Here is a 26,729-nt window from a genome sequence, read left to right as displayed (position 1 = left end):
GCGAATCTATGCGGGACCTTAGCTCGACCGCCGTGCCGGCAACTCAAACGCCTTTGGACACTGCGCAGCGCAACCACGACTGGATACGGCGCGCGCCGGCGCGAGATGGCGTCGAGCGCATCGAAGCATTTTTCCAGCACAACGGCTACGCGCTGCATCGGCACGATACGTACGCGATCGGTTGCACGCTCGCGGGCGTGCAGAGCTTTCATTACCGGCGCAGCGTGCGCAACAGCCTGCCCGGCGGCACGATGGTGCTGCATCCCGACGAAATGCACGACGGCCAGGCCGGCACCGACGAAGGCTTCCGCTACCGGATGATTTACATTGAGCCCGCGCTGTTCCAGGCAGCGCTGGGCGGCAAGCCGCTGCCGTTCATCGAAGGCGGGCTATCGAACGATCCGCGTCTTGCTGCCGCGACGCAGGCGCTGCTGCAAGGCATCGACCGCGTAATGGACCCGCTCGAACAGGACGACGCGCTCTTCGACCTCGCGCACGCGCTGGACGCCGTGTCGGGCGCGCGGCCACTGCGCGCTTCCGCTGATTTCCGCGCGGCGCAACTGGCGCGCGATTACCTGCATGGCGCGCTCGAACGCCCCGTTACACTCGACGAACTGGCCACCGCAAGCGGACGCGACCGCTGGAGCCTGTCGCGCGATTTCCGCGCGTTCTTCGGCACGAGCCCGCATCGCTATCTGACGATGCGGCGTCTCGACGCCGCGCGTCAATCGATGCTGGGCGGCATGGCGCTCGTCGATGCCGCCGCTGCCGCGGGCTTTGCGGATCAGAGCCATATGACGCGGCATTTCGTGTCCGCGTACGGCGTGACACCGTCGCGCTGGCTGCGGATGATCAACGCGCAAACCCGGTGAGGACAGTGAGCGTTTGCACGAACGTTCAAGACGCGTGCATGGTCGCGTCTCTACACTCGATGACATCGACTTTCAACACAAGGAAACGCGATGTCCTCCAACTATCTCCCCATCAATTTCGCCAGCAAGCTGAGCCTGATTAACGATCAGTGGCAAGCGCGCGTGGTCGCCGAGATGAACGACTACCAGTTCAAGCTCGTGAAGATCGAAGGTGATTTCATCTGGCACGATCATGCCGATACGGACGAAACGTTCATCGTGCTCGAAGGCGAACTGCGCATCGACTTTCGCGACGGCGCGGTGAAGCTTTCATCGGGAGACATGTTCGTCGTGCCGAAGGGCAAGGAACACAAGCCCTACGCAGAGAAAGAAGTGAAACTGCTGTTGATCGAGCCGCGCGGTGTGAAGAACACGGGCAGCGAAACCAGCGAGCGCACGGCCGCTAACGACGTCTGGATCTGAGCGGGCCGCGCCCTACTCCATCGTCCTGCCGAACACGACGCGCGCGAAGAAATTGCCGAGCACTTCTTCCGCGCGCTCGCCCGAAAAACGTTGAGGATCGACGGTAAAGAAAAACTGCATGCCGTCGCACAAACCCATCAGACCGAGCGCCAGCGTCTCGGCCGGCAACGGCAGCGGCGTGCCGACGCGCACCGAAAACTCCGTGATGTACGCCGTCAGCTGCTCGAGCTTCTCATGCATGAACGCATTGAAGCGCACGCGGAACCGCACGTCGCGCGCGGCCAGCAGCTTCGCCTCCACCCATAGCAGAAAGCACTTGTTCTCACTCGGCATGCGGCTGTAGTAGCGCAGCACGCTCGCTTCCATATCTTCGCGCGTCGCGTTCTCTTCGAAGATGTTCTGCAGATCCGCCTGCATCGACTCGTGATCGCGCCGCAACAACTCCAGGAACAGTTCGGGCTTGCTGCGGAAGTTCGAATAGAACGCGCCGCGCGTGTAACCCGCCGCGTCCGCGATGTCTTCGACGCTCGCCGCGACGAACCCCTTCTTCATGAAAATGGCCTGCGCAGCATCGAGCAGACGCAGGCGCGTCTGGTCTTTGCTCTGTTCGCGTGTGAGTCGTTTGCGTTTCATATTTAACAGTCTAGCATCGTTCCCCGACAAGATTCAGTTTTGCATTCAGATACAGGTGTGTATTAGAATGCAATTCACCATCTGAAGCAATGAGCCGCGTTGCGATGCGAAACGAAACGCTCGCGGCCCGCTTCGCTGCACGCCGTCGGTAGCCTCTGGCTTGCCGTATCCGTTTGCATCTCAGCCTGGGGGCATCGTGAATCGTTCCCGTCGTGGCGCGCCATCCATCGCGCGCAAGCAGTCCCGCCTGTCCGCCTCTGCTCCGTTGTTTCGCCGTACCTCGCTCGGCGTGCTCGTCCTCGCGGGCGCGCTGGCACTCGCTGCGTGTCACAACAAGGAAGCCGCTGCGCCCGCGCCGCGGCCTGTCGTCGCCGTCGCCGTGCATGCCGACGGCCTGCCGCTTGCCGCGTCGCTGCCGGGCGAAGTGCAGGCGCGCTATTCGACGCCGCTGTCGTTCCGTATCGCTGGCAAGATCATCGAGCGCCGCGTGAGGCTGGGTGACGTCGTGCAGAACGGCCAGGTCGTCGCGCGGCTCGATCCCGCCGACGCGCAGAAAAACGCCGCCAGCGCCGCCGCGCAACTCGACGCCGCGCAGCACCGGCTCGTCTACGCGAAGCAGCAGCTCGACCGGGACCGCGCGCAGGCACGCGAGAACCTGATCGCACAGACGCAGTTGGAACAGACGGAAGACGCGTATGCGTCGGCCGCCGCGCAACGCGATCAGGCGCAGCAACAGGCCGCGCTCGCCAAAGACCAGCTTCAATATGCAACCCTCACCGCCGATCACGCGGGCGTCATCACCGCCGAACAGGCGGATACGGGGCAGAACGTGTCGTCGGGACAGGCCGTGTACAACCTCGCCTGGTCGGGCGATGTGGATGTGGTCTGCGACGTGCCCGAAGGCGCGCTCGCAGCGCTGCGCGTCGGCCAGATGGCAACCGTCAAGCTCGGCGCGCTGCCCGGCCGCACATTCAATGCGCGCGTGCGCGAACTGTCGCCCGCCGCCGATCCGCAAAGCCGCACGTATCGCGCGAAGCTCACGCTCGACCAACCCGGCCCCGACGTGCGCCTCGGCATGACAGCCGACATCGACTTCACGCACGACAACGCCGCTGCGCACGCGAGTCTGTACACGTTGCCCGCCACGGCGCTCTTTCACGACGGCACGCAACCCGCTGTCTGGATCGTGAAAGGCGGCAGCGATCAGCTCGAACTGCGTCGCGTGCAGGTCGCGCACTACGCCGAACGGACCGTCGCGATCTCGCAGGGTTTGAATGAAGGCGAGCGTGTCGTATGGCAAGGCGTGCATACGGTGACGGCGGGCGAGAAAGTCCGCGTCGTGCCGCCGTTGCATCCCGAGGATTTCGCGTCATGAGCGCAGTACACGACGAAGAAGGACGCTTCAACCTGTCCGCGTGGGCGCTGCGTCATCAGGCGCTGGTGGTGTTTCTGATCACGCTGGCGACAGCATTCGGCATCCTTGCCTATACGAAGCTGGCGCAATCGGAAGATCCGCCGTTCACGTTCCGCGTGATGGTGATCCGCACCTTCTGGCCCGGCGCGACCGCGCGCCAGGTACAGGAAGAAGTCACCGACCGCATCGGCCGCAAGCTGCAGGAAACGCCCGCGATCGATTTTCTGCGCAGCTATTCGCGCCCCGGCGAATCGCTGATCTTCTTCACGATGAAGGACTCGGCACCCGTCAAGGACGTGCCGGAAACCTGGTATCAGGTACGCAAGAAAGTCGGCGATATCGCGCAGACGCTGCCGCAAGGTATTCAAGGGCCGTTCTTCAACGACGAGTTCGGCGACGTCTACACGAACATCTACACACTCGAAGGCGACGGCTTCTCTTCAGCGCAGTTGCACGACTACGCCGACGAGTTACGCACGGTGCTGTTGCGCGTGCCGGGCGTCGGCAAGGTCGACTATTTCGGCGATCCCGACCAGCACATCTATGTCGAGATCACGAACACGCAGCTGACGCGCCTCGGCATTTCACCGAATCAACTCGCGCAGGCGATCAACTCGCAGAACAGCGTCTCGCCGTCCGGCACGCTGACGACCTACGACGACCGCGTATTCGTGCGTCCGACGGGACAATTCAAAGACGTCAACGCGCTCGCCGACACGCTGATTCGTATCAACGGCCGCTCGTTCCGGCTCGGCGATATCGCCACCATCAAACGCGGCTACGACGATCCGCCCGTCACGCAGATGCGTTTCCAGGGCAAGCCCGTGCTCGGCATCGGCGTGACGATGCAGCCAGGCGGCGACGTGATCCAGCTCGGCAAGTCGCTCGACGAGAAGATGAAGGACTTGCAGGCGCATCTGCCCGCGGGGCTGAAGCTCGTCGAAGTATCGAGCATGCCGCACGCCGTCGCGCATTCCGTCGATGACTTCCTCGAAGCTGTCGCCGAAGCGGTGGCGATCGTGCTGGTCGTGAGTCTCGTGTCGCTGGGCGTGCGAACGGGGATGGTGGTCGTCATCTCGATTCCCGTCGTGCTCGCCGTGACGGCGCTGTGCATGTACCTGTTCGATATCGGGCTGCACAAGGTGTCGCTGGGCACGCTGGTGCTCGCGCTCGGCCTGCTCGTCGACGACGCCATCATCGCCGTCGAAATGATGGCCGTGAAGCTCGAACAAGGCTGGAACCGCACGCGCGCCGCAGCCTACGCCTATACGAGCACCGCGTTTCCGATGCTGACGGGGACGCTCGTCACCGTGGCCGGCTTTCTGCCCATCGCGCTCGCCAAGTCGAGCACGGGGGAATACACGCGCTCGATTTTCGAAGTGTCGGCGATTGCGCTGATCGCGTCGTGGCTCGCGGCCGTCGTGCTGATTCCGATGCTCGGCTATCACCTGCTGCCCGAGCGCAAACGCCAGGCGCACGAACCCGAGGACCATGAACACGACATCTACGAAACGCGTTTCTATCGACGTTTGACGGGCTGGATCGCGTGGTGCATCGAGCGGCGTTTCGTCGTGCTCGCGATTACCGTGATTCTGTTCGTCGTGTCGCTCGCGGGCTTCTCGCTCGTGCCGCAGCAGTTCTTCCCGAGTTCTGACCGGTCCGAACTGCTCGTCGATGTGCGGCTGCCCGAAGGCGCCTCGTTCCAGGCGACCTTGCGCCAGGCGCAGCGCATCGAAAAAGCCCTTGAGGGCAGGCCTGAAATCGATCATTCGGTGAACTTCGTCGGTTCGGGCGCGCCGCGTTTCTATCTCCCCCTCGACCAGCAATTGCAGCAGCCGAACTTCGCGCAGTTCGTGATCACCGCGAAGTCGGTCGAAGATCGCGAGAAGCTCGCGCGTTGGCTCGAACCGAAACTGCGCAACGACTTCCCCGCGATCCGCACGCGTCTGTCGCGGCTTGAAAACGGCCCGCCTGTCGGTTATCCCGTGCAGTTTCGCGTAAGCGGCGACGACATCGCGACGGTGCGCTCGATTGCCGAACGCGTGGCCGCGACGATGCGCGCGAACCCGGGTACGGCGAACGTGCAGTTCGACTGGGACGAGCCCGCCGAGCGCTCGGTGCGCTTCGAGGTCGACCAGAAGAAGGCGCGAGAACTGGGCGTGACGTCAGCGGACGTATCGAGCTTTCTGGCGATGACGCTGTCGGGCTACACGGTCACGCAGTACCGCGAGCGCGACAAACTGATCAGCGTCGATCTGCGCGCGCCGAAGAACGAGCGCGTCGACCCGTCGCAACTGCTGACGCTCGCGATGCCCACGCCCAACGGCTCAGTGCCGCTCGGCGCGCTCGGGCGCATGCGCGACGACCTCGAATACGGCGTGATCTGGGAACGCGACCGCCAACCGACGATCACCGTGCAGTCCGACGTGCGCGGCAACGCGCAAGGTATCGACGTCACGCATGCCGTCGACAAACAGCTTGCGCAGATTCGTTCGACGCTGCCTGTGGGCTATCGGATCGAAATCGGCGGCTCGGTCGAGGAAAGCGCGAAGGGACAGACGTCGATCAATGCGCAGATGCCGATCATGATCGTTGCCGTGCTGGTGTTGCTGATGATCCAGTTGCAAAGCTTCGCGCGCGTGCTGATGGTCGTGCTGACCGCTCCGCTCGGCCTGATCGGCGTGGTCGCGACCTTGCTGCTGTTCGGCAAGCCGTTTGGCTTCGTCGCGATGCTCGGCGTGATTGCGATGTTCGGCATCATCATGCGCAACTCGGTGATTCTCGTCGATCAGATCGAACAGGACATCGCGCAGGGGCACAAGCGCTTCGATGCGATCGTCGGCGCGACGGTGCGGCGCTTCCGCCCGATTACGCTGACAGCGGCGGCCGCCGTGCTCGCGCTGATTCCGCTGTTGCGCTCGAACTTCTTCGGCCCGATGGCAACGGCGCTGATGGGCGGCATCACGAGCGCGACGGTGCTCACGCTGTTCTATCTGCCCGCGCTGTACGCCGCGTGGTTCCGCGTGCGCGGCGACGAGCGCGATCCGCGCCCCGCGCCGTCCGATCATTCGGGGAACTGACATGAGCCTTCTTTCGATGACCCGTACGTCTTTTGCCGTAGCCGTTGCCTGCGTGTTCGCGGCGGCCTGTTCGTTCGGGCCGAACGGCAATCCGCCCGCGATGCCCGAACCCGCGCACTACGGCGCCGATCCGCAACCGATGCAGACCGTGCCTGCGCAAGGCGTGACGCAGCAGTTCGTGGTTGGCGCGAAGGCGGTGCCGCAATGGTGGCGCACGTTCGAATCGGATCAGTTGAACGCGCTCGTCGACGAGGGCCTGCGCAACAGCCCGACGCTCGACGCCGCCGACAAGAGTCTCAAGGCCGCGCGCGAGCAGTTGCGCGCGCAGATCGGCAGCAACATGTTGCCGACCATCGACGTCGGCGGCCAGGCGGCTCGCCAGCGCGCGCTCGCGATTCCCGAGATCGGGCCGAACACGTTTCTGTACAACACGTTCGTTGGGCAATTGCAGGCGCAGTACACGTTCGATATTTTCGGCGCGGCGCGGCTCGCGGATGCGGCGTTGGCGTCGCGTGTGAACGTGCAGGCGTACCAGTTCGACGCGGCGCGGCGCGCGCTTGCTGCGAACATCGTGGCCGCGGCGATTTCGGCGGCGATGCTCGACGCACAGGTGCAAACGACCGAGCGGCTCGTCGCGCTCGCCAACGAACAGGCGCGCGACACGCAGCGCCGCTACGATCTTGGCGCGGTGTCGCACAGCGATCTGTTGAACGCGCAGCAAAGCGCGGCGTCGCTTGCCGCGAGTCTGCCGCCGGCGCGCCAGCAGTTGCTGACGACGCGGCATGCGCTTGCGGTGCTGCTCGGGCGTACGCCGGACGAGGCGCCGCCTGCGCTCGATCTTGCGTCGCTACATGTGCCGGAACAAGTGCCCGTCTCCGTGCCATCCGATCTGCTGAAGGCACGCCCCGATATTCAGGCCGCCGATGCGACGCTCAAGGCCGCTGCCGCCGATGTCGGTGTCGCGACTGCGCAGATGTTTCCGAGCTTGACGCTGAGCGCATCGATGGGACAAGGCGGGTTTAGCTGGCCTGTTGCGTTGTCGGGCGCGGGGGCGATCTGGAGCATCGGCGCATCGATCACACAGCCGATCTTTCATGGCGGAGCGCTGTTTGCGCAGCGGCGCGCGGCTGTTGCTTCGTATGAAGCTGCAACGTCGCAGTACAAGCAGACCGTGCTGGCCGCGTTCCAGAATGTCGCGGATACGCTCGCTGCGCTCGAGCATGATGCGCAATCGCTCGATGCCGCGAATGTTGCTGCGCGGGCGGCGCAGAGGTCGTTTGAGGAGACGGCCGCGCGGTATCGGCTGGGGGCCGTGCCTGTCACGGCGTCGCGGGCGAGCGAGCAGCAGTATCGCAATGCGCGGCTTGATGAGATTCGGTTTACTGGCGCGAGGTTGAACGATACGGCTGCGTTGTTTCAGGCGATGGGGAATCCTCCTGTGGACGAGGTGGCTTCGTCGGCGCCTGTTGTTGCGCGGTGATGGCGGATTTTGTTGTTATCAACAGTTTTTGTTCACAGGCTTGTTGATATCTTCTGGATAGGTGAGATAAGTCGTTGAGCGTGCATCGAAATATGCTTTTGGTGTGCAGCGCTCTTTTTGCCTGATTTTTTTGCGAGTGCGCTGGGACGCGTTTGTGCCTTCGCGGCGCGGACGGTTTTGGTTTTCTTGCCTTTGCGTTGGCGTCCGCGATCAGGTGTTTGCTGCGCAGCGGTTTTGGTTGGTTTGCTTTGCTTCGCGCTAGCATCCGCGATTTGCCTTCGTGCTTCACGCGTCGCCCCTGTGCGGGGCGGCACCTACTTTTCTTTGCCGCCGCAAAGAAAAGTAGGCAAAAGAAAGCGGCTAACACCGCCAATTCTTGTGCTTGCCTGAGGGCCCCCACAGGGTCTTACGCTTCACACGGCAGCCTTTCTGTTTGCGTGCGTTGCCAACGCTTCGAATGAACGCCTCACCCACTTCAAGCACCCGTACATGGGTTCACGGCAGCGAACGGTATGTGCCGCCCAGGTGGCAAACTGTGTGTAGGTTGTCGCGTCGTATAGCGTGGCGCTCTTACAGGGTGGGGTGCGCGTACTATCGATCCGAAGTGAGGCGTCTGGAGCACTTGGGCCGACACACAGTTTGCCACCTGGGCGGCGGTGGACTATGTGACAAGGCATGCTGAAATGCGGGGGCGTGAAGCGGGTGAGGCGCACTGGAAGAGCGCTGGCAACGAACTTGAATCGAGAAGTTGCCGCGTGAAGTAAGGGACCGGTTGGGGTCCCTCAGGCAGGAAGAAATGTTGGCGGTGTTAGCCGCTTTCTTTTGCCTACTTTTCTTTGCGGCGGCAAAGAAAAGTAGGTGCCGCCCCGCACAGGGGCGACGCCTGAAGCTAGATAACAAAGCGCGGATGCCAGCGCAAACACAAGCAAACCAAACCGCCCGCGCAGCGCAAAACCCAAACCCAACCCCTTACGGCTTATTCGACTCAAACAAATCCATAATCTGCTTCTTCTCAGTCGAAGTGACATTCGGCGGCGGCGCGGGCGGCGTCATCCCCGCTGGCCCAACCGTGCCGACAGCATCCCCACCACTTGCGAGCGGATTCGCCGAATCCATCCCAATACTCGCGACAAACCCACTCCCCGGCGTCATATCGGCATAGAACAACTCGCCATCGACGGACGTGACACCCTGAGGCATCTCAGGCTCAACCTGCGGCACACCACGCAGCGCACGCTGCATATACTCGACCCAGATCGGCAACGCCAGTTGCGCACCAAACTCTCGGCTACCGAGCGACTTCGGCTGGTCATACCCCATCCACGCGACAGCCACGAGCGACTGCTGATAGCCGGCAAACCAGCCATCCTTCGCATCGTTCGTCGTACCCGTCTTGCCTTGCAGATCGTTACGATGCAGCACGTTCGTGCCCGCGCCCGTGCCCGCCGTCGCCACCGAATGCAGCAGGCTGTTCATGATGTACGCGTTGCGCGGCTCCAGCGTGCGCGGCGCATCCTTGCCCGCCGTCAGCGGCTGCGCACGCGACAGCGGCTGGCCGTGCGCGTCATCCACTTCGCCGATCAGATACGGATTGATCCGGTAACCACCGTTCGCGAACACGCTATACGCACCCGCCGATTGCAGCGGCGTCACCAGACCAGCGCCAAGTGCCATCGGCAGATACGGCGGCGTCTTGTCGGCGTCGAAGCCGAAGCGCTGCGTGACGAAATCCTGCGCGTACTTCGTGCCGATATACGACAGGATGCGAATCGACACCAGGTTCTTCGACTTCTGCAGTGCGAGACGCATCGGCATCGGACCATCGGGCTGATCGTCGTCCTTCGGCTCCCACGCGTCGCCGCCCGGCGCGCTCGGCGGGAAGTACAACGGCGCGTCGTTGATGATCGTCGCCGGTCCCAAGCCCTTGTCGAGCGCCGCCGAATAGATGAACGGCTTGAAGCTCGACCCCGGCTGGCGCCATGCCTGCGTCACGTGGTTGAACTTGTTCTTGTTGAAGTCGAAGCCGCCGACCAGCGCGCGGATCGCGCCGTCCTGCGGCGTCATCGACACCAGCGCGCCTTCCACTTGCGGCAACTGCGTGATCTGCCAGTTGCCGTTCGCATCGGCGATCAGGCGCACGATCGAGCCCGGCCGGATGCGCTGCGCCTGCGCCGCGCGCGCCGACAGCGCGCCCGCCGCGAAACGCAAGCCATCGCCCGTCACACTCGCCTGCGTGCCGTCCAGCAATTGCGCCTTCACTTCCTTCGGCGTCGCCGACGTCACCACGGCTGCAATGATCTCGCCGTTGTCAGGGTGATCGTTCAGCGCGTCTTCGATGGCTTCGTCGCGCTCGTCGCCGGCAGCCGGCAACTCGACGAAGCCTTCCGGCCCGCGATAGCCGTGACGGCGCTCGTAGTCCATCACGCCCTTGCGCACGGCGAGATAGGCGGCTTCCTGATCGGCGGAATCGATCGTCGTCGTGACGTTCAGACCGCGCGTGTAGGTCTCGTCCTTGTACTGCGCGTACATCATCTGGCGCACCATCTCCGAGATGTACTCGGCATGCACGCTGTACTCGTTGCCCGCCGTCTTCGTGCGGATATCTTCCTTGATAGCCTGGTTGTACTGGTCTTGCGTGATGTAATTCAGATCGAGCATCCGCTTCAGGATGTACTCCTGGCGAATCTTGGCGCGCTTCGGATTGACGACCGGGTTGTACGCGGACGGCGCCTTCGGCAGACCCGCGAGCATCGCCGCCTGCGCCAGCGTGATGTCCTTCAGATCCTTGCCGAAGTACACGCGCGCCGCGGCCGCGAAGCCGTAAGCGCGCTCGCCCAGATAGATCTGGTTCATGTACAGCTCGAGAATCTGGTCTTTCGTGAGTGCGCGCTCGATCTTGTACGCGAGCAGCATTTCATAGATCTTGCGCGTGTACGTCTTTTCGCTTGAGAGGAAGAAGTTGCGCGCGACCTGCATCGTGATCGTGCTCGCGCCCTGCGACGAACCGCCATGCGCAAGGTCCGCAAAACCCGCACGCAGGATGCCGATGAAATCGACGCCGCCATGCTCGTAGAAGCGGTAGTCCTCGATCGCGAGCACGGCCTTCTTCTGAACGTCAGGGATGTCCTGGAAGCGCACCAGACTGCGCCGCTCCTCGCCGAATTCGCCGATCAGCACGTGGTCCGCCGTATAGATACGCAGCGGCACTTTCGGGCGGTAGTCGGTGAGCGCATCGAGCGACGGCAATTGCGGCCCCATCACGACGAGCGCATAGCCGATGATCAGCGCGCCGACCACCGCGAGCGTCGCGAACAGCCCGGCGAACCACAACGCGATCGTGCCGCCTATTGAGCGACCCGAGCGACCCGAGCCGCCTGAACGGGCACCGCCACCGCGCTCATCGCGGTCGCTTTCTTCGCGCTGCGCGTAGCGGTAATCGCGACTCGGGTTGTCGTTGCTGCCGAAAGAAGGCTCGCGGCCTGAATGCCCTGAGGAGCTGGAAGATTGCGGTCGTTTGATGATTGGCATGACTGGAATGATGGGCGCTACTTACACGCCGGAGTTGCACGCGCGGTGCGCCTGTATCGTGATCGTGGCGCCGCTCGCGCGACATAACGCGCGACTGCGGCCCCGTTGCGCGCCAGATCGGCGCCTTGCCGCCGATCCGACGGCGGCCATGCAAGGACGCCCCGCGCGCAACGCATGACGACGGCCTTTACCCTTGGCGACTGCCACCGCGCGGCACCGACTGTTTGACCCCGCCCCGGCCGGCCGCACAGCGCGCCCAGGCGGTGTCTGGCGCAACGTAACAGCGCATTTTAAAGAAATCAAGCGGCGCAGAAGGTGATTTTTTTGTAAGAATTCCCTCATGATTGCGCCCCGATGTAAGAAAAAACACTGTGCGGCACCATGCGTGTCCGCCTGTGCCGCGCCGTGCGGTTATCAACAGAAAATGTTCACAGCCCTGTGGACAATGCTCCTGCAAACGCGGCAACCCGTTGATGTGACAGCCATTTTACGGGCCGCCCGATTTACGCCCGCGCGCAACCGCGCGCCCCGTTTTAGTCTTATGATGGTTTGAGGTGCGCCAAGCAAGACTCGCCGCCCTGCCCGGATTCCTCCGCAGTTCGACACCAACAAAGAACGCGAGCCGATCTATGAACAAGCCTAGCGAACGCATCGTCGTCTTCGTCAGCCCCGCCCAGAAACGCGCCATCTCCACGACGGCGGAAAACCTCGGCATCAGCGTCAGCGAGCTGATGCGGCGCGCAGTGCTGAGCTTCGGCGCGACCAGCGAGCAGGTCAAGGCGGCGAGCATCGTCGACCGGTTGCGCGCGCCGCGCGAACCCGACGCGCTGAACGAAGCGCTGCAACGCGTCGCCCGCGCAAGCAAGCATCTGCGGCAAGCCACGCCGGGCGCGCTCCGATCGCCCGCACCGGGCAGCAAAAGCACGCCGACTGAAAACGATACCGTCTTCGCCGCCTCCGACACGCCGCAAGAGCCGCTCGCCCCCATCGATCTCGCCACCCCCGTTGCCGCGCTCGCGACGCCCGTCGCGTCCGTTACGTCCGTTACGCTCGACAACACCGACGACGCTGCCGCCGCTCAGGCCGCTGCACGCGTAACGGCCGCGAAATCTGCTGCGCTCGCGTCGCACGACGCCACCGACACGCGCGCGCCATCCAGCGCGCCCACACTGCTTTCGTCGAAACGCGATGCCGAAAGCAAGCGTAAGCAGGAGCACGAAGACGACGAACCGGGCATCGATCCCACCGAAGGCAGCGGGCACTTCGCCTGAGTTCGCGGCGTTAGATGGCACGAGTACGTCGTGCTCGCAGACGATGTATCGTCGGCTATCCGAAAGAATTCGACCACGCGATTTGACAAATCCGCACGCTGATTCGTTCATCACGTTGCGTATGCGCGCGCACGTCGCAAAGATTGCGAAAGCATCGGCTGAAAGGCGCAGGAAATCGCGTTTTAAGACCGTTTTAAGAGTACCCGTGGTGTAATATCCGCGAGCTGTTGAATAGCCGGTCATGCATCGATTGCAAAGCGTGTGCGAAGCGTCAACGGATGCGTCGCGGCAACTTAAATGTGCGCTCAGGTATTGCATTCCGTGCGCGCGCCCCGATGTCAGGTCCGTTTGCTCCGCTGTCATGCAACAAGCGCGAAGACGCGCTGTCTGATGGCATGGAGCAGACCCGCAGCATCGCGCAAGGCGGCGTAAACTATGTTCAGTCGACGTCGTTGCGCGCGAGCTTCAATGCGCCGGGTATTCAGCGTCGATTTCAATCAATGGAGGAATTTCATGTCGCTTTTTGACAGCATCACGCGGACGGTCAAAGGTCTCCTGAACGATGCAGCCGACTCCGTGCAAGACCCGTCGCGTGATGCGCGCCAGATCGTGCGCGAACTCGACGAGAGCATCGCGAAAGCGGAGAACTCGCTGATCGAGATCCAGGCGCAGGTCGCCACGCAGCAAAGCAAGCGCGACGTGGCCGCCGACAAGGCGAAGAAGTACGAAGACGGCGCCAAGCGCGCGCTGCAGTCGGGCGACGAAGCGCTCGCGCGCGAGGCGCTCGGTGCGCAGTCGACGGCGGAAGCCGAACGCGACGCGCTCGCGAGGGAACTGACCACGCTTGAGCCTTCCGTCGACCAGTTGAAGACGCAGATCGACGATATGCGTCAGCGCCGCAACGACCTGAACGCGCGCTCGAACATCCTGCAGGCCAAGCAGCAGATCGCGGAGGCCAAGGACACGGCGGCCACCGCGCTGGGCGGAATCGGCGGCAAGAATCTTGCTGAAGACTTCCAGAAGCTGGAAGACAAGGTCGCGCTGTCGACTGCACGTTCCGACGCGCGCCTGAACTCGGCCGACGTGAAGAGCGGCAAGGCGCTCGACGACAAGCTCGCGGACCTGAACCGCGGCCCGTCGATCGACGACCGTCTCGCCGCGCTGAAGAAGCAGTTGGACACGCCTGCGCAGTAAGCGCGCCATAAGCGTGTGATAAGCGCGCAACAGGCGATGTGCCGCGCGGCGCCGTGTACTACGACATGACGGCCGCGCGGCACGGCAACTCGATAGTCAAGGAGACGGGCGTCAATCCGCCCGGCCCGCATCATGAAAAAACTCCTCGCAGCAGCCGGTGTGTCCCTGACGCTTTCGCTGATGCTCGTGTCTGGCGCCGCCTTCGCGTTGCCGACGGCGACGCAGATCGAAACGACGATTCAACAGGGCGACTGGCAGAAGGCCGACTCGCAGTTGAACGAGGTGCTGAAGGCGCATCCCGACAGCGCCCGGGCGCACTATCTGTACGCGCAGGTGCTCGATCGCGAAGGCCGCCCCGCCGAAGCGCTCACGCAGCTTCAACAGGCGAAGACGCTCGACCCGCAGGTTCGCTTCACCGACCCCGCCCGCTTCGCGCAGACGGAAGCGCGTTTGCGCTCGGACGCCGCGCGCGTGAACGGTGGTGCCGGTGGCGGCGTCGCGCATCGCACGAACAATCCGTTCGCGCAGCAGCAATCCGCGCCCGCCACGCCATCGGCATTCCAGCCGGCGCCCGAGCGGCATGGTCCTTCGATGGGCATGTGGATCGGCATCGTCGTGCTGATCGGCGCGATCGCGTTGATCCTCCGCTGGACGCTGCGCCGCGCGCGCTCGCAGGACGACACGCGCGCCACCGACGACCGTCGCGCGCAACTCAAACGCGCAACCGATCTGCTCAACGACGTCCGTTCGCTAAAGCTCGACGTGAAGCTGTCGACGGCGCCGGGACACGAAGCGCTCGAACGCGAAGTCGAAGGCGCGGAGACGCAACTGCGTCAACTGGTCGAAGCGCTGTCGAATAGCAAGAACCCCGTGCCGCCGTATCAGATCGAAGACCTCGAACGGCAGGTCGCGAGCCTCAAGGCACGCGCCGAAGGCCGGCCTGATCCGAATGCGGCGCCTGCCGCATCGGCGGGCATGGGCGACTCTTCCTACGCACGCGAAGCGGACACGGCGTTCGGACGCGGCGGCCAGCAGCCAGGTTATCCGCAAGCGCCCTACCCGTATCCGCCGCAGCAACAGCAGCCGCCCGTCATCGTGCAGCAAGGCGGTGGCTTCGGCGGCGGCATGGGTGGCCTGCTGACAGGCGTGCTGCTTGGCGAAGCGCTCAACTCAGGCCGCGACCGCGTGATCGAACGCGATGTGATCGTCGACGACGAATCGCGCAAGCGCGGCAGCAACGACGCCGGCTCGATCGACTTCGGTCAAGGCTCGAACGACTGGAGCGACGGTAGCGGCGGCGGAGATGGCGGTGTGGATATGGGCAGCAACGACGATTCGGGCGGCTGGAACGACACCTGACCGATTCACCTCGTCCGTATGAAACGCAAAGGGCTCCTCACGGAGCCCTTTTCTCATTGCGCCTCATGCTGCGCGAGGAAGACGGCACCCGTGAACAGCCTGACGATGAAACGCTCCGCATAGTCGATCAACAACTCACGCTGCGCGACATTGCCGATGAATTCATGCGACAGATGGAAAAGCTGCAACACGATCTGCGTGCAGATTTCCTCGACGGTTTCGCGGGGTAGCCCGGGCATCAGGTTCAACCGCACGACGTCCTCGGCCATTTCAGCCGACACCTCGTTCAGGTGTACTCGCACAGCCCCGCGCAACGCTGGCGACGTGCCGTGATACTCGGCCAGCGCACTCAGAAAGGCCTCGCGGTTTTCCAGCGCGAACGCAAAGAAAGCCACGCAGGCGCGACGCGGCACGCGATGCGGCTCGTCGTGCGCGGCTAGCCAACGTTCGCACCGAAGCATCGGGCGCAGGCGGCGGCTGACCGATTCGACGGCTTCGCGCGCGAGATCGTCGAGTGTTGCGAAGTGCCGATAGAACGTGTTCGGGTTGAGTCTCGCCTCGCGCGCCACCTCGCGCAGGCCGAGGCTCGCGAAGCTGCGGCCGCCCGCCGTCAGGCGCAACGCGGCCTCGATCAGCTTGCGCTTGCCGGGAGCGAGTTCCAGTTCTGATGCGGATTGCATGAGCTTCCGTTTAACGACGCATGACGGCCAATGCAATGTCATGGCCTTGGAGCCAGCACTGTACAACGATCTTGACGCACTGTGTACAGTTGTCTACCCTGCGCATTAACCGTCGTAGACGGAGATAGACAAATCAACTTTTATCTTATTCGGCATCGGAGAGTTTGCAGACTTCGACGATGCGTTGGAGCGTTGAACCCATGCCTTCACCCAATCGTGCTGAGATGCGTATCGCGATTATCGGAAGCGGCTTCTCGGGCATCGGCATGGCGATCCGGCTCAAGCGCATGGGTTTTACATCGTTCACGATCTACGAAGCGGCGGCCGACCTGGGTGGTACGTGGCGCGACAACACGTATCCAGGCGCTGCATGCGATGTGCCGTCGCATCTGTACTCGTTTTCATTCGAAGCGAACCCGTCGTGGTCGCGGGCGTTCAGTCGTCAGCATGAGATCCTTGCGTATCTGAAGCATTGTGCGCACAAGTATCAGGTGGATAGTGCGATGCAGTTCAATGCACGCGTAACGGCCGCGCGTTTCGATGAGGCGCGGCTCGTCTGGCGGCTCGATATCGCGCGCAATGGCGTGCATGAAACCGTCGAGGCCGATGCAGTGATCTCTGCGATTGGGCTGTTATCGCGACCGGCGATTCCGCGGATCGATGGACTCGATACGTTCGGTGGAAAGATATTTCATTCGGCGCGCTGGGACCACGACTATCCACTCGAAGGCAAACGCATCGCCGTCATCGGCACCGGTGCCAGCGCAATCCAGTTTATCCCGCGAATCCAGCCGCGCGTCGCGCAGATGCTGCTCTTCCAGCGCACCGCGCCGTGGATCATGCCCAAGCCCGACAAGCCCGTCAGCGAACGCGCCCGCTGGCTCTTCAAACATCTGCCATTCACGCAACGCTGCGTGCGCAGCGCGATTTACTGGCAGATGGAATCGCGAGGCCTCGGATTCTTCGTCAATCCGAAGCTCGTGAACCCGGCGATGAAGTTCGCGCGCAGCTACCTCGAACGACGGGTGAAAGATCCTGCACTGCGCGCGAAGCTGACACCCGACTACAGGCTCGGATGCAAACGCGTGCTGCTATCGAGCGATTACTATCCGGCACTCGGCCAGCTGAATGTCGACGTGGTGACGACACCGATCCGCACCATCGTGCATGACGGCATCGTGACGGCCGACGGCGTGCATCATCCGGTCGATGCGATCATCTGCGGCACCGGGTTTCAGGTGAACGACGTCGGCGCGCCATTCGACGTGACGGGACTCGGCGGCGCCGATCTCGATGCACTCTGGCTGCGCGATGGACCCGAAGCGTATCTCGGCACGAGCATCGCGGACTTTCCGAATTTCTTCATGATGGCCGGACCCAACACGGCTCTTGGGCACAACTCGATGATCTACATGATCGAGTCGCAGGTGCAATACATTGCCGATTGCCTGCGCGAACTGCACCGTCGCGGCGCCCGCACGATGAATCTTCGTGCCGACGTACAGCGCGCATTCAACACAAGCCTGCAACGCGACATGCAGCGAACTGTCTGGGCGAGCGGCTGCCACAGCTGGTATCAGACGAATAACGGCAAGATCACGGCAATCTGGCCGCGCTTCACATTCAATTTCCGTCGACGCACACGACGCGTGCGCAGTGCCGAATATGTGTACTCAGATCAGGAGCGAGAGTAAAACGTCGAAGCGACGCACACGACGCGCGCGCCGCTGCCACCTCGGTCGCTCGCTGCGCGCCTCGGCATCATGAGCGTCCAGCGAGATGACAGGACCTCCGCGAGTTTCTCGCTCAGCCCGACCGGACGCACTCCGTTGCAGGTCTAGCGGTTGTCCTGTGCATATCCGACATACACGCGTGTCTCGTACGCGAACTCGACCGTGCCATCTTGCGCGGTACGGTCGAACAACTCGCGCAGCGCCGTCAGCATCGGTTGATGATTCGGATGCCCGACCTTCGGCGCATAAGACGATGACATCAGCCGCCCCTTCACGCCTTCGAAGTCGAGCCGCTGTGCGTTCGGAAAGCGCGCTTTGTGCGCAAGCGTGTCGCCGAACCAGACAGCCATTGATTCGTCGTCCGCATAGCGTTCGGATACAGCCTGATAGTCAACGCTGAAACGTTGCAACAGCGCTTCGTAGCCCGCAAGAAAAGGTGTCGCGTCGAGTAGCCGGCTATTCCAGATCAACGCGATCAGACCGCGAGGCTTCAGGATGCGCGCGAACTCGCGTCGCGCTGTCGCCGGATCGAACCAGTGAAACGCCTGCGCCGCGATGACGAGATCGACGCTCGCGCTGTCCAATGTAGTCGCCTCCGCAGTGCCCGCGACGCTCTTGTAGTTTGCGTACCCGGCAAGCCATGCGTCGGCGGCGGCGCGCATCGCCTGATTCGGCTCGACGGCGACGACGGGGTGCCCGGCATCGAGCAAGAGCTTTGACGAAATGCCCGTGCCCGCGCCGATGTCAGCAACCCGTGCGCCGTCGGCAAGCCCGCATGTCGCGTGCAGGAAGGTCACGACTTCGCGCGGATAGCCCGGCCGGTATTTGACGTAGTCGGTCACGCGGTCGGTGAAGCGCTGGGTGGAATCGTCGGTCATCGGTGGGTGGATTACCGGGATGAAATGGACTTCAGCTTACTGCAGTTCACCCTGCACAGCGTGACAGTGCATCGCATTCTGCTTCAGGTTCAGCCGCCGCCCAACAGGCGCAGCAGGCCCCACAGGAACTTGCAGACCATGACGATCAGTTCCCATAGATACCACAACTGTTCCCAGCCCGAGACGCGCGCGAAGGATTCAATCATCAGTCATTGGTTGGCGGATTCGACAGACAGGTGGCACGGCTTGCGCGCGGCCACCGGCGATCGTACCCGATTCGACTGCGGGATAGTCCCTATCAAGCAGTTCCGTAAGGGGCCGTTGAGAAACCGTAAGCGTGAAAGACGACGTGCAATTCATGTGCCGCATTTCATCTGCCGGATGCAGATCAGTGCGTGTCGCCCTGCCCGCCACATGAACTCGAACACATTAAACGGACACCACGTCGGCGTGCGCCAGCGCCGCGCCGTTCAGGAGACTTGACCATGACGGGCTTTTTCAATCGGCGCCGGCGCCGCAGCGGCGGCACCTTATCCGTTGTCGGCGATATCGCCGCGCAGGCGGGCAAGCTCGGCATCGAGATCTGCGACGTGTCCGGCCATATCGAAGAGGTCGCCACCCGCGTCGAACGGCAAGCCGATGTATGCCAGACGCTGCGCCAGTCGGCGGCGGCGACGCTCGCCGGCAATCACCGCATCGCCGCTGCGGCCCGCGAAATGCGCACGGTAACGGCGCAGGCAGCGGGTGACGTCGAGACTTCCCAGCACACGCTCGAAGCGTCGCTGTCGGATATTCACGGGCTGGTGGAAGGCGTGACGGTGATCGAGAGTCAAATCGGCGCACTGCGCGCGGCGCTGACGCACGTGAGCCGCGTGTCCGAGGAGATATCGCTGATCGCGCGCCAGACACATCTGCTCGCGCTGAATGCCGCGATCGAAGCCGCCCGTGCGGGCGAATTCGGCAAGAGCTTCGCGGTGGTCGCCGCCGAGGTGAAGACGCTGTCGGCGAAAACCGCGCAGGCAACGGGTCAGATCGAAACGACGCTGGCGCAACTCACCGAGCAGACCGAGCGCCTGATTACCGAAGGCGCCGAGAACACGGCTCGCGCACAGCGGGTGCGCGAAGGCACGCGGATGATCGGCGACGTCGTGCATTCGACAGGTCACGCGATCATGCAATTGAATGCAGAGGCGAACCAGATCGCGACGCTGTCCGGCGAAATCGAAGAGCAATGCAATGCATTCGAGTCGCAGGTGCTCGATATTGCCACCGACGTCGAGCATTCCGGCGAAAACTTCGTGCAGGCAAAGAACCGGCTCGGCAATCTGCTCGGCGTATCGGAAAACCTGATCGAACTGACGGCGGCCACGGGCGTCGCAACGGCGGACACACCGTTCATCGACGCCGTCGAACAGGCTGCCGCAAAAGTCGGCAAGCTGTTCGAAGCGGCTATCGCGCGGGGCGAACTGTCGATGAACGACCTGTTCGACGATCGCTACGTGCCCGTACCGGGTACGAATCCGCAGCAGTTCATGACGCGCTTTACCGACCTCACCGACCGCGTCCTGCCGTTGATCCAGGAACCCATGCTCGAACTCGACCCGCGCGTCGCGTTCTGCGCAGCCGTCGACACGCGCGGCTACCTGCCCACCCACAATCTCAAGTTCTCGCAGCCGCAGCGTGGCGATCCCGTCTGGAATGCCGCGAACTGCCGCAACCGGCGGATGTTCAACGACCGCACCGGCCTCGCTGCCGGGACCAGTACGAAACGCTTCCTGCTGCAAACCTATCGGCGCGACATGGGCGGCGGCGAATATGCACTGATGAAGGACGCGTCAGCGCCGATCTTCGTGAACGGCCGGCATTGGGGCGGATTGCGGATCGGATATCGAATCTGAGGGCGGGAATTGCGCCTCACGCCCGCTGATGAAGACTCGCTTTGCCGGCGCCCACAGGCGCCGGCAAAGGAAACGAAACGGTGCGGATGAACTACACTGCCATCGCCAGGCGCCGCTTTTCGGCGCGCTGCATGAAGTGATTGGCCACCACGACGCCGACGGTGACGACTGCAATGAACAGCGTCGCCAGTGCGTTCATCTCCGGGTTCAACCCCAGACGCACGCGCGAGAACACCACCAGCGGCAGCGTCGTCGAGCCCGGCCCCGACAGGAACGCGGACAACACCAGATCGTCGATCGACAGCGTGAACGACAGCAGCCAGCCCGCAATCAATGCCTGTGAAATCAGCGGCAGCGTGATGAAGAAAAATACACGCAGCGGCGTGGCGCCGAGATCCAGTGCAGCTTCCTCAAGCGACGGATGCAGGTCACGCACACGCGACTGCACGATAATCGCCACGTAGGAAATACACAGCATCACGTGGCCGATCCAGATCGTGAAGATGCCGCGACCCGCCGGCCAGCCCAGCCACTTGCCCATTTCGATGAACAGCAGCAGCAGCGAAATGCCCTGGATCACTTCCGGGATCACGAGCGGCGCATTGATCATCCCCGTGTACAGCGTGAAGCCCCGAAAACGTCCCATGCGCGCGAGCACGAAACCCGCCCACGTGCCGATGATCACCGACGCGAACGCCGTCAGCAACGCCACACGCAGCGACAGCCACGCGGCATTGATCAGTTCCTCGTCCTGCAACAGCGCGGCGTACCAGCGCGTCGAGAAACGCGTCCACACCGTCACGAGCTGCGACTCGTTGAACGAATACACGACGAGGCTGATGATCGGCACGTATAGGAAAGCGAAGCCGATTGCGAGCGCGATGAACTGCAATACACGATTTGGCTTCATCAGCGCTTCTCCTCCAGTGCCTTCGCCTGCGAATACTGGAACAGCGCCATCGGCACGAGCAGCAGCAGCACCATCGCGCAGGTGACGGCGGACGCCATCGGCCAGTCGGCGTTATCGAAGAACTCATTCCACATCACGCGGCCGATCATCAGCGTGTTCGCGCCGCCGAGCAGTTCAGGAATCACGTACTCGCCCACGGCAGGAATGAACACCAGCAGACAGCCCGCGATGATGCCGTTCTTCGACAGCGGCAGCGTGATCTGCCAGAACGCCCGCCATGGCTTTGCGCCGAGATCGTAGGCGGCCTCGAGCAGCGTCAGGTCCATTTTCACGAGATGCGCGTAGAGCGGCATCACGAGGAACGGCAGGTATGAATAGACCATGCCGATATAGACGGCCGTGTTCGTGTGATACAGCTCGATCGGCGAATGAATCAGCCCGATCGACATCAGAAAGTTGTTCAGCAGGCCGTTGTTCTTCAGGATGCCGATCCACGCATACACGCGAATCAGGAACGACGTCCAGAACGGCAGCATCACCGCCATCATCAGGATGTTGCGCGTGGCGGGGTTCGAGCGCGCGATGTAGTACGCCATCGGATAACCGAGCAGCAGGCACAGCAGCGTCGAGATCCCCGCGACCACCACCGAGTTCACATACGTCGCGAAGTACAGGCTGTCCTGCAAAAGGAACGCGTAGTGCGACACGTCGAGCGCGATGTGAATCACGCCGTCCTTGAACGACGTCAACTCCGTGTAAGGAGGAATGCCGAGCTGCAGATCCGCGAAGCTGATCTTCACGACCAGCAGGAACGGCACGAGGAAGAACAGCAGCAGCCAGATGAACGGCCCCGCGACGACGGCCGTGCGCCCCGTCAGATTGAAGCGGCGCACGGGCCACTGCATGAACGATTGCAGCGCGCTTTTCATGATGTCAGCACCACGCCCGCCGATGCACTCCAGCGTACGTACACTTCATCGCCCCATGTCGGCGTTTCGATTTCCGACAACGCGAGACTCGACACGTTCGCGATCACCGTTTTGCCACCGTCGAGCTTCACGTGATACAGCGAGTAGCCGCCCATGTACGCAATGTTCGTGACGACGCCCTTGCCCCAGTTGAACGCGCCTTCGGGCGGCTTGCGCGTGAGCGCGATGCGCTCCGGGCGCACCGAAATCGTCACGGGCATGCCGAGCGGCCCCGTGATGCCGTGGCTCACGTACAGGCGCACGGGCAGATCCGGCGTTTCGATGTACACGTGATCCGGCTCGTCCTCGACGACATTGCCGTCGAACAGATTCGTCGAGCCGATGAACTCCGCCGAGAAGCGGCTATTCGGATACTCGTAGACTTCGTTCGGCGTGCCGAGCTGCACGATCTCGCCTTCGCTCATCACGGCCAAGCGCCCTGCCATCGTCATCGCCTCTTCCTGATCGTGCGTGACCATGATGCAGGTGACGCCGACCTTGTCGAGAATATTGACGAGCTCGATCTGGGTGCGCTGGCGGATCTGCTTGTCGAGCGCGGACATCGGCTCGTCGAGCAGCAGCAGCTTCGGACGCTTGACGAGCGAGCGCGCCAGCGCGACGCGCTGCTGCTGCCCGCCCGACAACTGATGCGGCTTGCGCTTCGCGAAGCGCGCCATCTGCACGAGTTCAAGCGCGGACTGCACGCGCTCCTTCAGCTCGGCCTTCGGCACGCCTTCCTGCTTGAGGCCGAACGCGACATTCGATTCGACCGTCATGTGCGGAAAGAGCGCGTACGACTGGAACATCATGTTGACGGGACGCCGGTATGGCGGCATCTGCGCGAGGTCTTCGCCGTCGATCAAAATCTTGCCCGACGTGACTGTTTCCAGCCCCGCGAGCATGCGCAACAGCGTCGACTTGCCGCAACCGGAACTGCCGAGCAGCGCAAACAGCTCGCCCTTCTTCACCGACAGGTTGACGCCCTTGACCGCGACCGTCTCGCCGAATTTCTTCACGACGTCGACGATCTGCACGAAATTGTCCGCTGCGTCCTGCACAGCGGCGGAATTGCCCGAGGACGACACGCCGGCCCCTGCCAGCACGTTCGACTGGTCACTCATGATCTGCTGCTTCTCTCCCTGCATTTGACGAACAAAGCCCCCGGCTGGATACCGGGGGCTTCATGATGATGCTTGCCTGCACTATCGTCTGGCTCAGACTGGCTCAGTTGCCAGCTCAGCGGCCGGACTTGAACTCGGTCCACAGCCGCGTCTGCAGACGCTGGATTTCGGGCGGCAGCGGCTTCAACAGGAACAGCGTCTTGACGACGTCCGCCGGCGGATAGACGGCGGGATCGTTCGCGACATCCTTGTCGACGTACTTACGCGCTTCCGTGTTCGCGCTCGGATAGTAGACGGCGTTCGTGATGGCCGCGTGGACCTGCGGCGTCTCGATGTAGTTGATCCACTCCATCGCGGCTTCCTTGTTCTTCGCGTCCTTCGGAATCGCCATCACGTCGAACCACACGGGCGCGCCGCCCTTCGGAATGTAGTAGTCGATCTTGTACGCCTTCTTGGCTTCTGCCGCGCGATGCTTCGCGATCACGACGTCGCCCGACCAGCCGTAGGCGAAGCAGATGTCGCCGCCGACCATGTCGTTGATGTAGCCCGACGAGTTGAACTGCGTGATGTACGGACGGATCTTCTTCATCATCGCGAGCGCCTCGCGATAGTCGGCCGGGTTCGTGCTCATCGGATCTTTGCCGATGTAATGCAGCGCGGCCGCGAACATCTGGTCCGGCGCGTCGAGCACGGAGACGCCGCACGCCTTGAGCTTCGAGATGTTTTCCGGCTTGAACAGGACGTCCCAGCTGTCGAGCGCGACGCCCTTGCCGAGAATCTGCTGCGCCTTGGTGACGTTGTAGCCGAGGCCCGTCGTGCCGTATGCCCAGGGCACCGAGAACTTGTTGCCCGGGTCCGCGCCCGCGACGAGCGTCATCAGCGCCGGATCGAGATACTTGAGGTTGGGGATCTTCGACTTGTCGAGCGGCGCGAAGATGCCCGCTGCGATCTGCTTGCCCGCGTAGTTGCTGGTCGGCACGACGATGTCGTAGCCCGAGTTGCCCGTCAGCAGCTTGGCCTGCAGCGTGTCGTCGCTATCGTAGTTGTCGTACTTGACCTGAACGCCCGTCTGCTTGGTGAAGTTCGGAATCGTGTCTTTGGCGATGTAGTCCGACCAGTTGTACACATTCAGTTGTGTATCTTTTGCCGCCGCCGACATGAAAGGCGTCGCGCACAGTACCAGCGCAGCCAGTTGGCCCACCACCCGTTTCTTCATTCCGTTCTCCGTTCTGACCGGCGCGAAACCGGTCGCTTACCCCGCTTCAAGCCGCTGTGCGCTGCTCGCGGCTGCCCTTGAAAAACCCGAAAACTACCATCAATCGATGCCCGATTCAAAAAAAACCGCCAGATGTCGCGCAAACGGTACAGCGCGGCGTTCCGTGGCCGGGTTCCGCCTTACAGGCAGATTCCGTGCGGCTCCGGCATCGAGCGCGTCATCGGCGGCCCGTCGAGGCTAGACAGCGGCACTCCGTCCCGCCGACATGCATTGGGTCAGCACAGCCGGCACGCCGCTGCAAAATTGGCCGCAATTTTATCGGGTTATCGCGTCCTGTCCACCCGAAAAAAACCTTGATTCCTGCATCGAGCCGTCCTGTGCTGTGCAGGTCCGCTGAAGCGGACTGCATCCCGCCCCAAACCCTCTCTCACCATCACTATAGACTGTCAAATTAGCCCAGATAGTGGTCGCGGCGTTATGCATCGCGATGCAGCGGAGTGCATGGCATGCCGATTGCCCCGTGGAGTGCGTCTTTCACTGTCACAGTGCGATGAACACGAACCCGTTCGCGTTGGATCCGTCCCGCCGGCGCCACCGCCCCGGTTCGAAGCCGCCGCGCCCCGGCACCTGGCTGCCGTTTGTCGGCTCGGGCGCGCTCGTCGCGATCGGCTATATGGACCCCGGCAACTGGGCGACGGCGCTCGCGGGCGGCGCGAGCTACGGCTACACGCTGCTGAGCGTCGTGATCCTGTCGAGCCTGATGGCGATGCTGCTGCAGTGGGTGTCGTCGCGCCTCGGCGTGGTGACGGGACGCGATCTCGCGCAGTTGTGCCGCGAGCGCACCGGCCGGCGCATGACGCTGTTCCTGTGGGTGACGAGCGAGATCGCGATCATCGCGTGCGATGTCGCCGAGGTGGTCGGCAGCGCGGTCGCGCTGCAGCTGCTGTTCGGCGTGTCGCTGACGGCGGGTGTGCTGATGTCGGCCGTCGGCACCTTCGCGATGCTCGCCTTGCAGCGGCATGGGCAGCGCACGCTGGAGACGGTGGTGGTCGCGCTCATCCTGTTCGTCGGCCTGTGCTTCGTGATCGAGCTGGTGCTCGCGCGGCCCGACTGGCGAGCCGCGCTGACGGGCGCGGCACCCAGCGCCGAACTGCTGCGCAACGCCGGCATGGTGTGGCTCGCGGCAGGCATTCTGGGCGCGACGGTGATGCCACACAACCTGTATCTGCATTCGGCGCTCGTCAAAACGCATGCGCACTCCACCAGTGACGCCGACATCGCCGATGCGTTGCGCGGCGTCAACTTCGGCACCTTCAGCGCGCTTTCATTGGCTTTCGTGATCAATGCGGCGCTGCTCGTCGTGTCGGCGGCCGTCTTCTACGCGAGCGGGCACCGCACCGTCACCGATCTCGCCGATGCGCATCGGCTGATCGCGCCCATCGTCGGTTCGCACTGGGCGGCTATCCTGTTCGCGGCTGCGTTACTCGCGTGTGGCTTGAGCGCGACCGTGACTGGCACGCTCGCGGGTCAGGCGGTGATGGAAGGCTTCCTGCAGATCCGGCTGCCGCGCTGGCAACGCGCGCTGCTCACGCGCGCTCTGGCGATCGGCCCGGCGCTCGTCGCCGTCGGCCTGTTCGGGCCGCACGGCTCGGCGCAGTTGCTGGTTGCGAGCCAGGTCGTGCTGAGCCTGCAACTGCCGCTCGCCGTCGTGCCCTTGATCCGCTTTGGATCGGACCGCAAGCTGATGCACGGCTGGCGCGTGCGCGGCGTGCCGCTCGCGCTCGCGTGGGTATGCGCGGCGGGCATCATTGCACTGAATGGCGCGTTGATCTGGGAGACGGCGACCGGTTGAATGGGCGCGTCGAGATGCAATGGAGTGCCGCCGTTTCATTGCATGCGCGCTTGCGGCTTGCGCTTTGTAAGTCGCCTTTTACAATGACTTGATCGCGATCCGCGTCCGTTCGCTGCATCGATCCACTGCACGCGATTGCGCCGCGGCATGAAATACGTTGCGGACGCGTGCAGCGAAGTG

Annotated in this window: 20 protein-coding genes; 12 read left to right on the top strand and 8 right to left on the bottom strand. The window is 63.1% G+C overall.

Translation table 11 applies throughout. From position 1 onward, the window contains the following. Positions 1–8 precede the first annotated feature (8 nt). Both C2L65_RS06745 and C2L65_RS06740 read left to right on the top strand, forming a co-directional pair. Positions 9–872 carry an AraC family transcriptional regulator gene (locus tag C2L65_RS06745; protein ID WP_042314799.1) on the top strand — a complete coding sequence of 288 codons (864 nt, stop codon included), beginning with the start codon at positions 9–11 and terminating at the stop codon, positions 870–872. A 90-nt stretch (positions 873–962) separates the two neighbouring features. Further along, a complete protein-coding gene (locus tag C2L65_RS06740; RefSeq protein WP_042314800.1) occupies positions 963–1,334 on the top strand; it encodes a cupin domain-containing protein in 372 nt (123 codons plus the stop codon). 12 nt (positions 1,335–1,346) lie between these two features. Here C2L65_RS06740 and C2L65_RS06735 read toward each other — a convergent pair whose 3' ends face one another. After that, positions 1,347–1,967: a TetR/AcrR family transcriptional regulator gene (locus C2L65_RS06735; RefSeq protein WP_007588318.1), complete on the bottom strand. Its 621-nt coding sequence runs from the start codon at positions 1,965–1,967 to the stop codon at positions 1,347–1,349. A 247-nt stretch (positions 1,968–2,214) separates the two neighbouring features. Here C2L65_RS06735 and C2L65_RS06730 point away from each other — a divergent pair, with 247 nt between their 5' ends. The 3 genes from C2L65_RS06730 to C2L65_RS06720 are packed head-to-tail and all read left to right on the top strand — an operon-like array spanning position 2,215 to position 7,941. Further along, on the top strand, positions 2,215–3,342 hold the full coding sequence (locus tag C2L65_RS06730; protein WP_042314807.1) for an efflux RND transporter periplasmic adaptor subunit: 1,128 nt from the start codon (positions 2,215–2,217) through the stop codon (positions 3,340–3,342). Beyond that, a complete protein-coding gene (locus C2L65_RS06725) occupies positions 3,339–6,461 on the top strand; it encodes an efflux RND transporter permease subunit (RefSeq protein ID WP_042314801.1) in 3,123 nt (1,040 codons plus the stop codon). The genes C2L65_RS06730 and C2L65_RS06725 overlap by 4 nt, the downstream gene beginning before the upstream one ends. 1 nt (position 6,462) lies before the next feature. Further along, complete coding sequence (locus tag C2L65_RS06720; protein WP_103254515.1) at positions 6,463–7,941, top strand: efflux transporter outer membrane subunit; 1,479 nt, start codon at positions 6,463–6,465, stop codon at positions 7,939–7,941. 969 nt (positions 7,942–8,910) lie between these two features. Here C2L65_RS06720 and C2L65_RS06715 read toward each other — a convergent pair. After that, complete coding sequence (locus C2L65_RS06715; protein WP_042313614.1) at positions 8,911–11,469, bottom strand: penicillin-binding protein 1A; 2,559 nt, start codon at positions 11,467–11,469, stop codon at positions 8,911–8,913. 629 nt (positions 11,470–12,098) lie between these two features. Between C2L65_RS06715 and C2L65_RS06710 the strand changes: the two genes are divergently transcribed. From C2L65_RS06710 to C2L65_RS06695, 4 genes are all read left to right on the top strand, one after another. Beyond that, on the top strand, positions 12,099–12,740 hold the full coding sequence (locus C2L65_RS06710; RefSeq protein WP_042313613.1) for a hypothetical protein: 642 nt from the start codon (positions 12,099–12,101) through the stop codon (positions 12,738–12,740). Between the two features lie 278 nt (positions 12,741–13,018). Further along, positions 13,019–13,267: a hypothetical protein gene (locus C2L65_RS06705; RefSeq protein ID WP_042313609.1), complete on the top strand. Its 249-nt coding sequence runs from the start codon at positions 13,019–13,021 to the stop codon at positions 13,265–13,267. Then, positions 13,254–13,934 carry a PspA/IM30 family protein gene (locus tag C2L65_RS06700; RefSeq protein ID WP_007588312.1) on the top strand — a complete coding sequence of 227 codons (681 nt, stop codon included), beginning with the start codon at positions 13,254–13,256 and terminating at the stop codon, positions 13,932–13,934. The genes C2L65_RS06705 and C2L65_RS06700 overlap by 14 nt, the downstream gene beginning before the upstream one ends. Before the next feature lie 132 nt (positions 13,935–14,066). Next, entirely contained in the window at positions 14,067–15,293 is a 1,227-nt protein-coding gene (locus tag C2L65_RS06695; protein WP_042313606.1) for a tetratricopeptide repeat protein, read from the top strand. A 53-nt stretch (positions 15,294–15,346) separates the two neighbouring features. On the opposite strand, the gene C2L65_RS06690 is transcribed toward C2L65_RS06695, so the two are convergent. Then, positions 15,347–15,973, bottom strand: a complete 627-nt coding sequence (locus tag C2L65_RS06690) for a TetR family transcriptional regulator (RefSeq protein WP_042313604.1) — start codon at positions 15,971–15,973, stop codon at positions 15,347–15,349. A 200-nt stretch (positions 15,974–16,173) separates the two neighbouring features. Here C2L65_RS06690 and C2L65_RS06685 point away from each other — a divergent pair, with 200 nt between their 5' ends. Further along, positions 16,174–17,667 (top strand): flavin-containing monooxygenase, encoded by a 1,494-nt coding sequence (locus C2L65_RS06685; protein ID WP_081921294.1) that lies wholly within the window; start codon positions 16,174–16,176, stop codon positions 17,665–17,667. 143 nt (positions 17,668–17,810) lie between these two features. On the opposite strand, the gene C2L65_RS06680 is transcribed toward C2L65_RS06685, so the two are convergent. Beyond that, complete coding sequence (locus C2L65_RS06680) at positions 17,811–18,584, bottom strand: class I SAM-dependent methyltransferase (RefSeq protein WP_042313600.1); 774 nt, start codon at positions 18,582–18,584, stop codon at positions 17,811–17,813. Between the two features lie 485 nt (positions 18,585–19,069). Here C2L65_RS06680 and C2L65_RS06675 point away from each other — a divergent pair, with 485 nt between their 5' ends. Further along, positions 19,070–20,482: a methyl-accepting chemotaxis protein gene (locus tag C2L65_RS06675; RefSeq protein WP_042313599.1), complete on the top strand. Its 1,413-nt coding sequence runs from the start codon at positions 19,070–19,072 to the stop codon at positions 20,480–20,482. Positions 20,483–20,573: 91 nt separating this feature from the next. On the opposite strand, the gene C2L65_RS06670 is transcribed toward C2L65_RS06675, so the two are convergent. The 4 genes from C2L65_RS06670 to C2L65_RS06655 form a co-directional block, all read right to left on the bottom strand. Next, on the bottom strand, positions 20,574–21,392 hold the full coding sequence (locus tag C2L65_RS06670; RefSeq protein WP_007588301.1) for an ABC transporter permease subunit: 819 nt from the start codon (positions 21,390–21,392) through the stop codon (positions 20,574–20,576). Further along, positions 21,392–22,321, bottom strand: a complete 930-nt coding sequence (locus C2L65_RS06665) for an ABC transporter permease subunit (RefSeq protein WP_042313597.1) — start codon at positions 22,319–22,321, stop codon at positions 21,392–21,394. Before C2L65_RS06665 ends, C2L65_RS06670 begins: the two co-directional genes overlap by 1 nt. Then, positions 22,318–23,481: an ABC transporter ATP-binding protein gene (locus tag C2L65_RS06660; RefSeq protein WP_042313622.1), complete on the bottom strand. Its 1,164-nt coding sequence runs from the start codon at positions 23,479–23,481 to the stop codon at positions 22,318–22,320. The genes C2L65_RS06665 and C2L65_RS06660 overlap by 4 nt, the downstream gene beginning before the upstream one ends. A gap of 115 nt (positions 23,482–23,596) precedes the next feature. Continuing rightward, positions 23,597–24,697 carry a polyamine ABC transporter substrate-binding protein gene (locus C2L65_RS06655; protein WP_042313595.1) on the bottom strand — a complete coding sequence of 367 codons (1,101 nt, stop codon included), beginning with the start codon at positions 24,695–24,697 and terminating at the stop codon, positions 23,597–23,599. A gap of 550 nt (positions 24,698–25,247) precedes the next feature. On the opposite strand from C2L65_RS06655, the gene C2L65_RS06650 reads away from it, so the two are divergent. Continuing rightward, entirely contained in the window at positions 25,248–26,549 is a 1,302-nt protein-coding gene (locus C2L65_RS06650; RefSeq protein WP_042313593.1) for an Nramp family divalent metal transporter, read from the top strand. Positions 26,550–26,729: the final 180 nt, after the last annotated feature.

Source organism: Paraburkholderia terrae (genome assembly GCF_002902925.1).
Lineage (GTDB): Bacteria > Pseudomonadota > Gammaproteobacteria > Burkholderiales > Burkholderiaceae > Paraburkholderia > Paraburkholderia terrae.
The sequence above is the reverse complement of the archived record's forward strand: the minus strand, read 5'-3'. Positions and strand labels throughout refer to the sequence as shown.

Coding starts and splice junctions, on each gene's coding strand:
- C2L65_RS06745 (WP_042314799.1), top strand. CDS start 9: ATGCGGGACCTTAGCTCGACCGCCGTGCCGGCAACTCAAACGCCTTTG.
- C2L65_RS06740 (WP_042314800.1), top strand. CDS start 963: ATGTCCTCCAACTATCTCCCCATCAATTTCGCCAGCAAGCTGAGCCTG.
- C2L65_RS06735 (WP_007588318.1), bottom strand. CDS start 1,967: ATGAAACGCAAACGACTCACACGCGAACAGAGCAAAGACCAGACGCGC.
- C2L65_RS06725 (WP_042314801.1), top strand. CDS start 3,339: ATGAGCGCAGTACACGACGAAGAAGGACGCTTCAACCTGTCCGCGTGG.
- C2L65_RS06720 (WP_103254515.1), top strand. CDS start 6,463: ATGAGCCTTCTTTCGATGACCCGTACGTCTTTTGCCGTAGCCGTTGCC.
- C2L65_RS06715 (WP_042313614.1), bottom strand. CDS start 11,469: ATGCCAATCATCAAACGACCGCAATCTTCCAGCTCCTCAGGGCATTCA.
- C2L65_RS06710 (WP_042313613.1), top strand. CDS start 12,099: ATGAACAAGCCTAGCGAACGCATCGTCGTCTTCGTCAGCCCCGCCCAG.
- C2L65_RS06705 (WP_042313609.1), top strand. CDS start 13,019: ATGCGTCGCGGCAACTTAAATGTGCGCTCAGGTATTGCATTCCGTGCG.
- C2L65_RS06700 (WP_007588312.1), top strand. CDS start 13,254: ATGTCGCTTTTTGACAGCATCACGCGGACGGTCAAAGGTCTCCTGAAC.
- C2L65_RS06695 (WP_042313606.1), top strand. CDS start 14,067: ATGAAAAAACTCCTCGCAGCAGCCGGTGTGTCCCTGACGCTTTCGCTG.
- C2L65_RS06690 (WP_042313604.1), bottom strand. CDS start 15,973: ATGCAATCCGCATCAGAACTGGAACTCGCTCCCGGCAAGCGCAAGCTG.
- C2L65_RS06685 (WP_081921294.1), top strand. CDS start 16,174: ATGCCTTCACCCAATCGTGCTGAGATGCGTATCGCGATTATCGGAAGC.
- C2L65_RS06680 (WP_042313600.1), bottom strand. CDS start 18,584: ATGACCGACGATTCCACCCAGCGCTTCACCGACCGCGTGACCGACTAC.
- C2L65_RS06675 (WP_042313599.1), top strand. CDS start 19,070: ATGACGGGCTTTTTCAATCGGCGCCGGCGCCGCAGCGGCGGCACCTTA.
- C2L65_RS06670 (WP_007588301.1), bottom strand. CDS start 21,392: ATGAAGCCAAATCGTGTATTGCAGTTCATCGCGCTCGCAATCGGCTTC.
- C2L65_RS06665 (WP_042313597.1), bottom strand. CDS start 22,321: ATGAAAAGCGCGCTGCAATCGTTCATGCAGTGGCCCGTGCGCCGCTTC.
- C2L65_RS06660 (WP_042313622.1), bottom strand. CDS start 23,481: ATGAGTGACCAGTCGAACGTGCTGGCAGGGGCCGGCGTGTCGTCCTCG.
- C2L65_RS06655 (WP_042313595.1), bottom strand. CDS start 24,697: ATGAAGAAACGGGTGGTGGGCCAACTGGCTGCGCTGGTACTGTGCGCG.
- C2L65_RS06650 (WP_042313593.1), top strand. CDS start 25,248: ATGAACACGAACCCGTTCGCGTTGGATCCGTCCCGCCGGCGCCACCGC.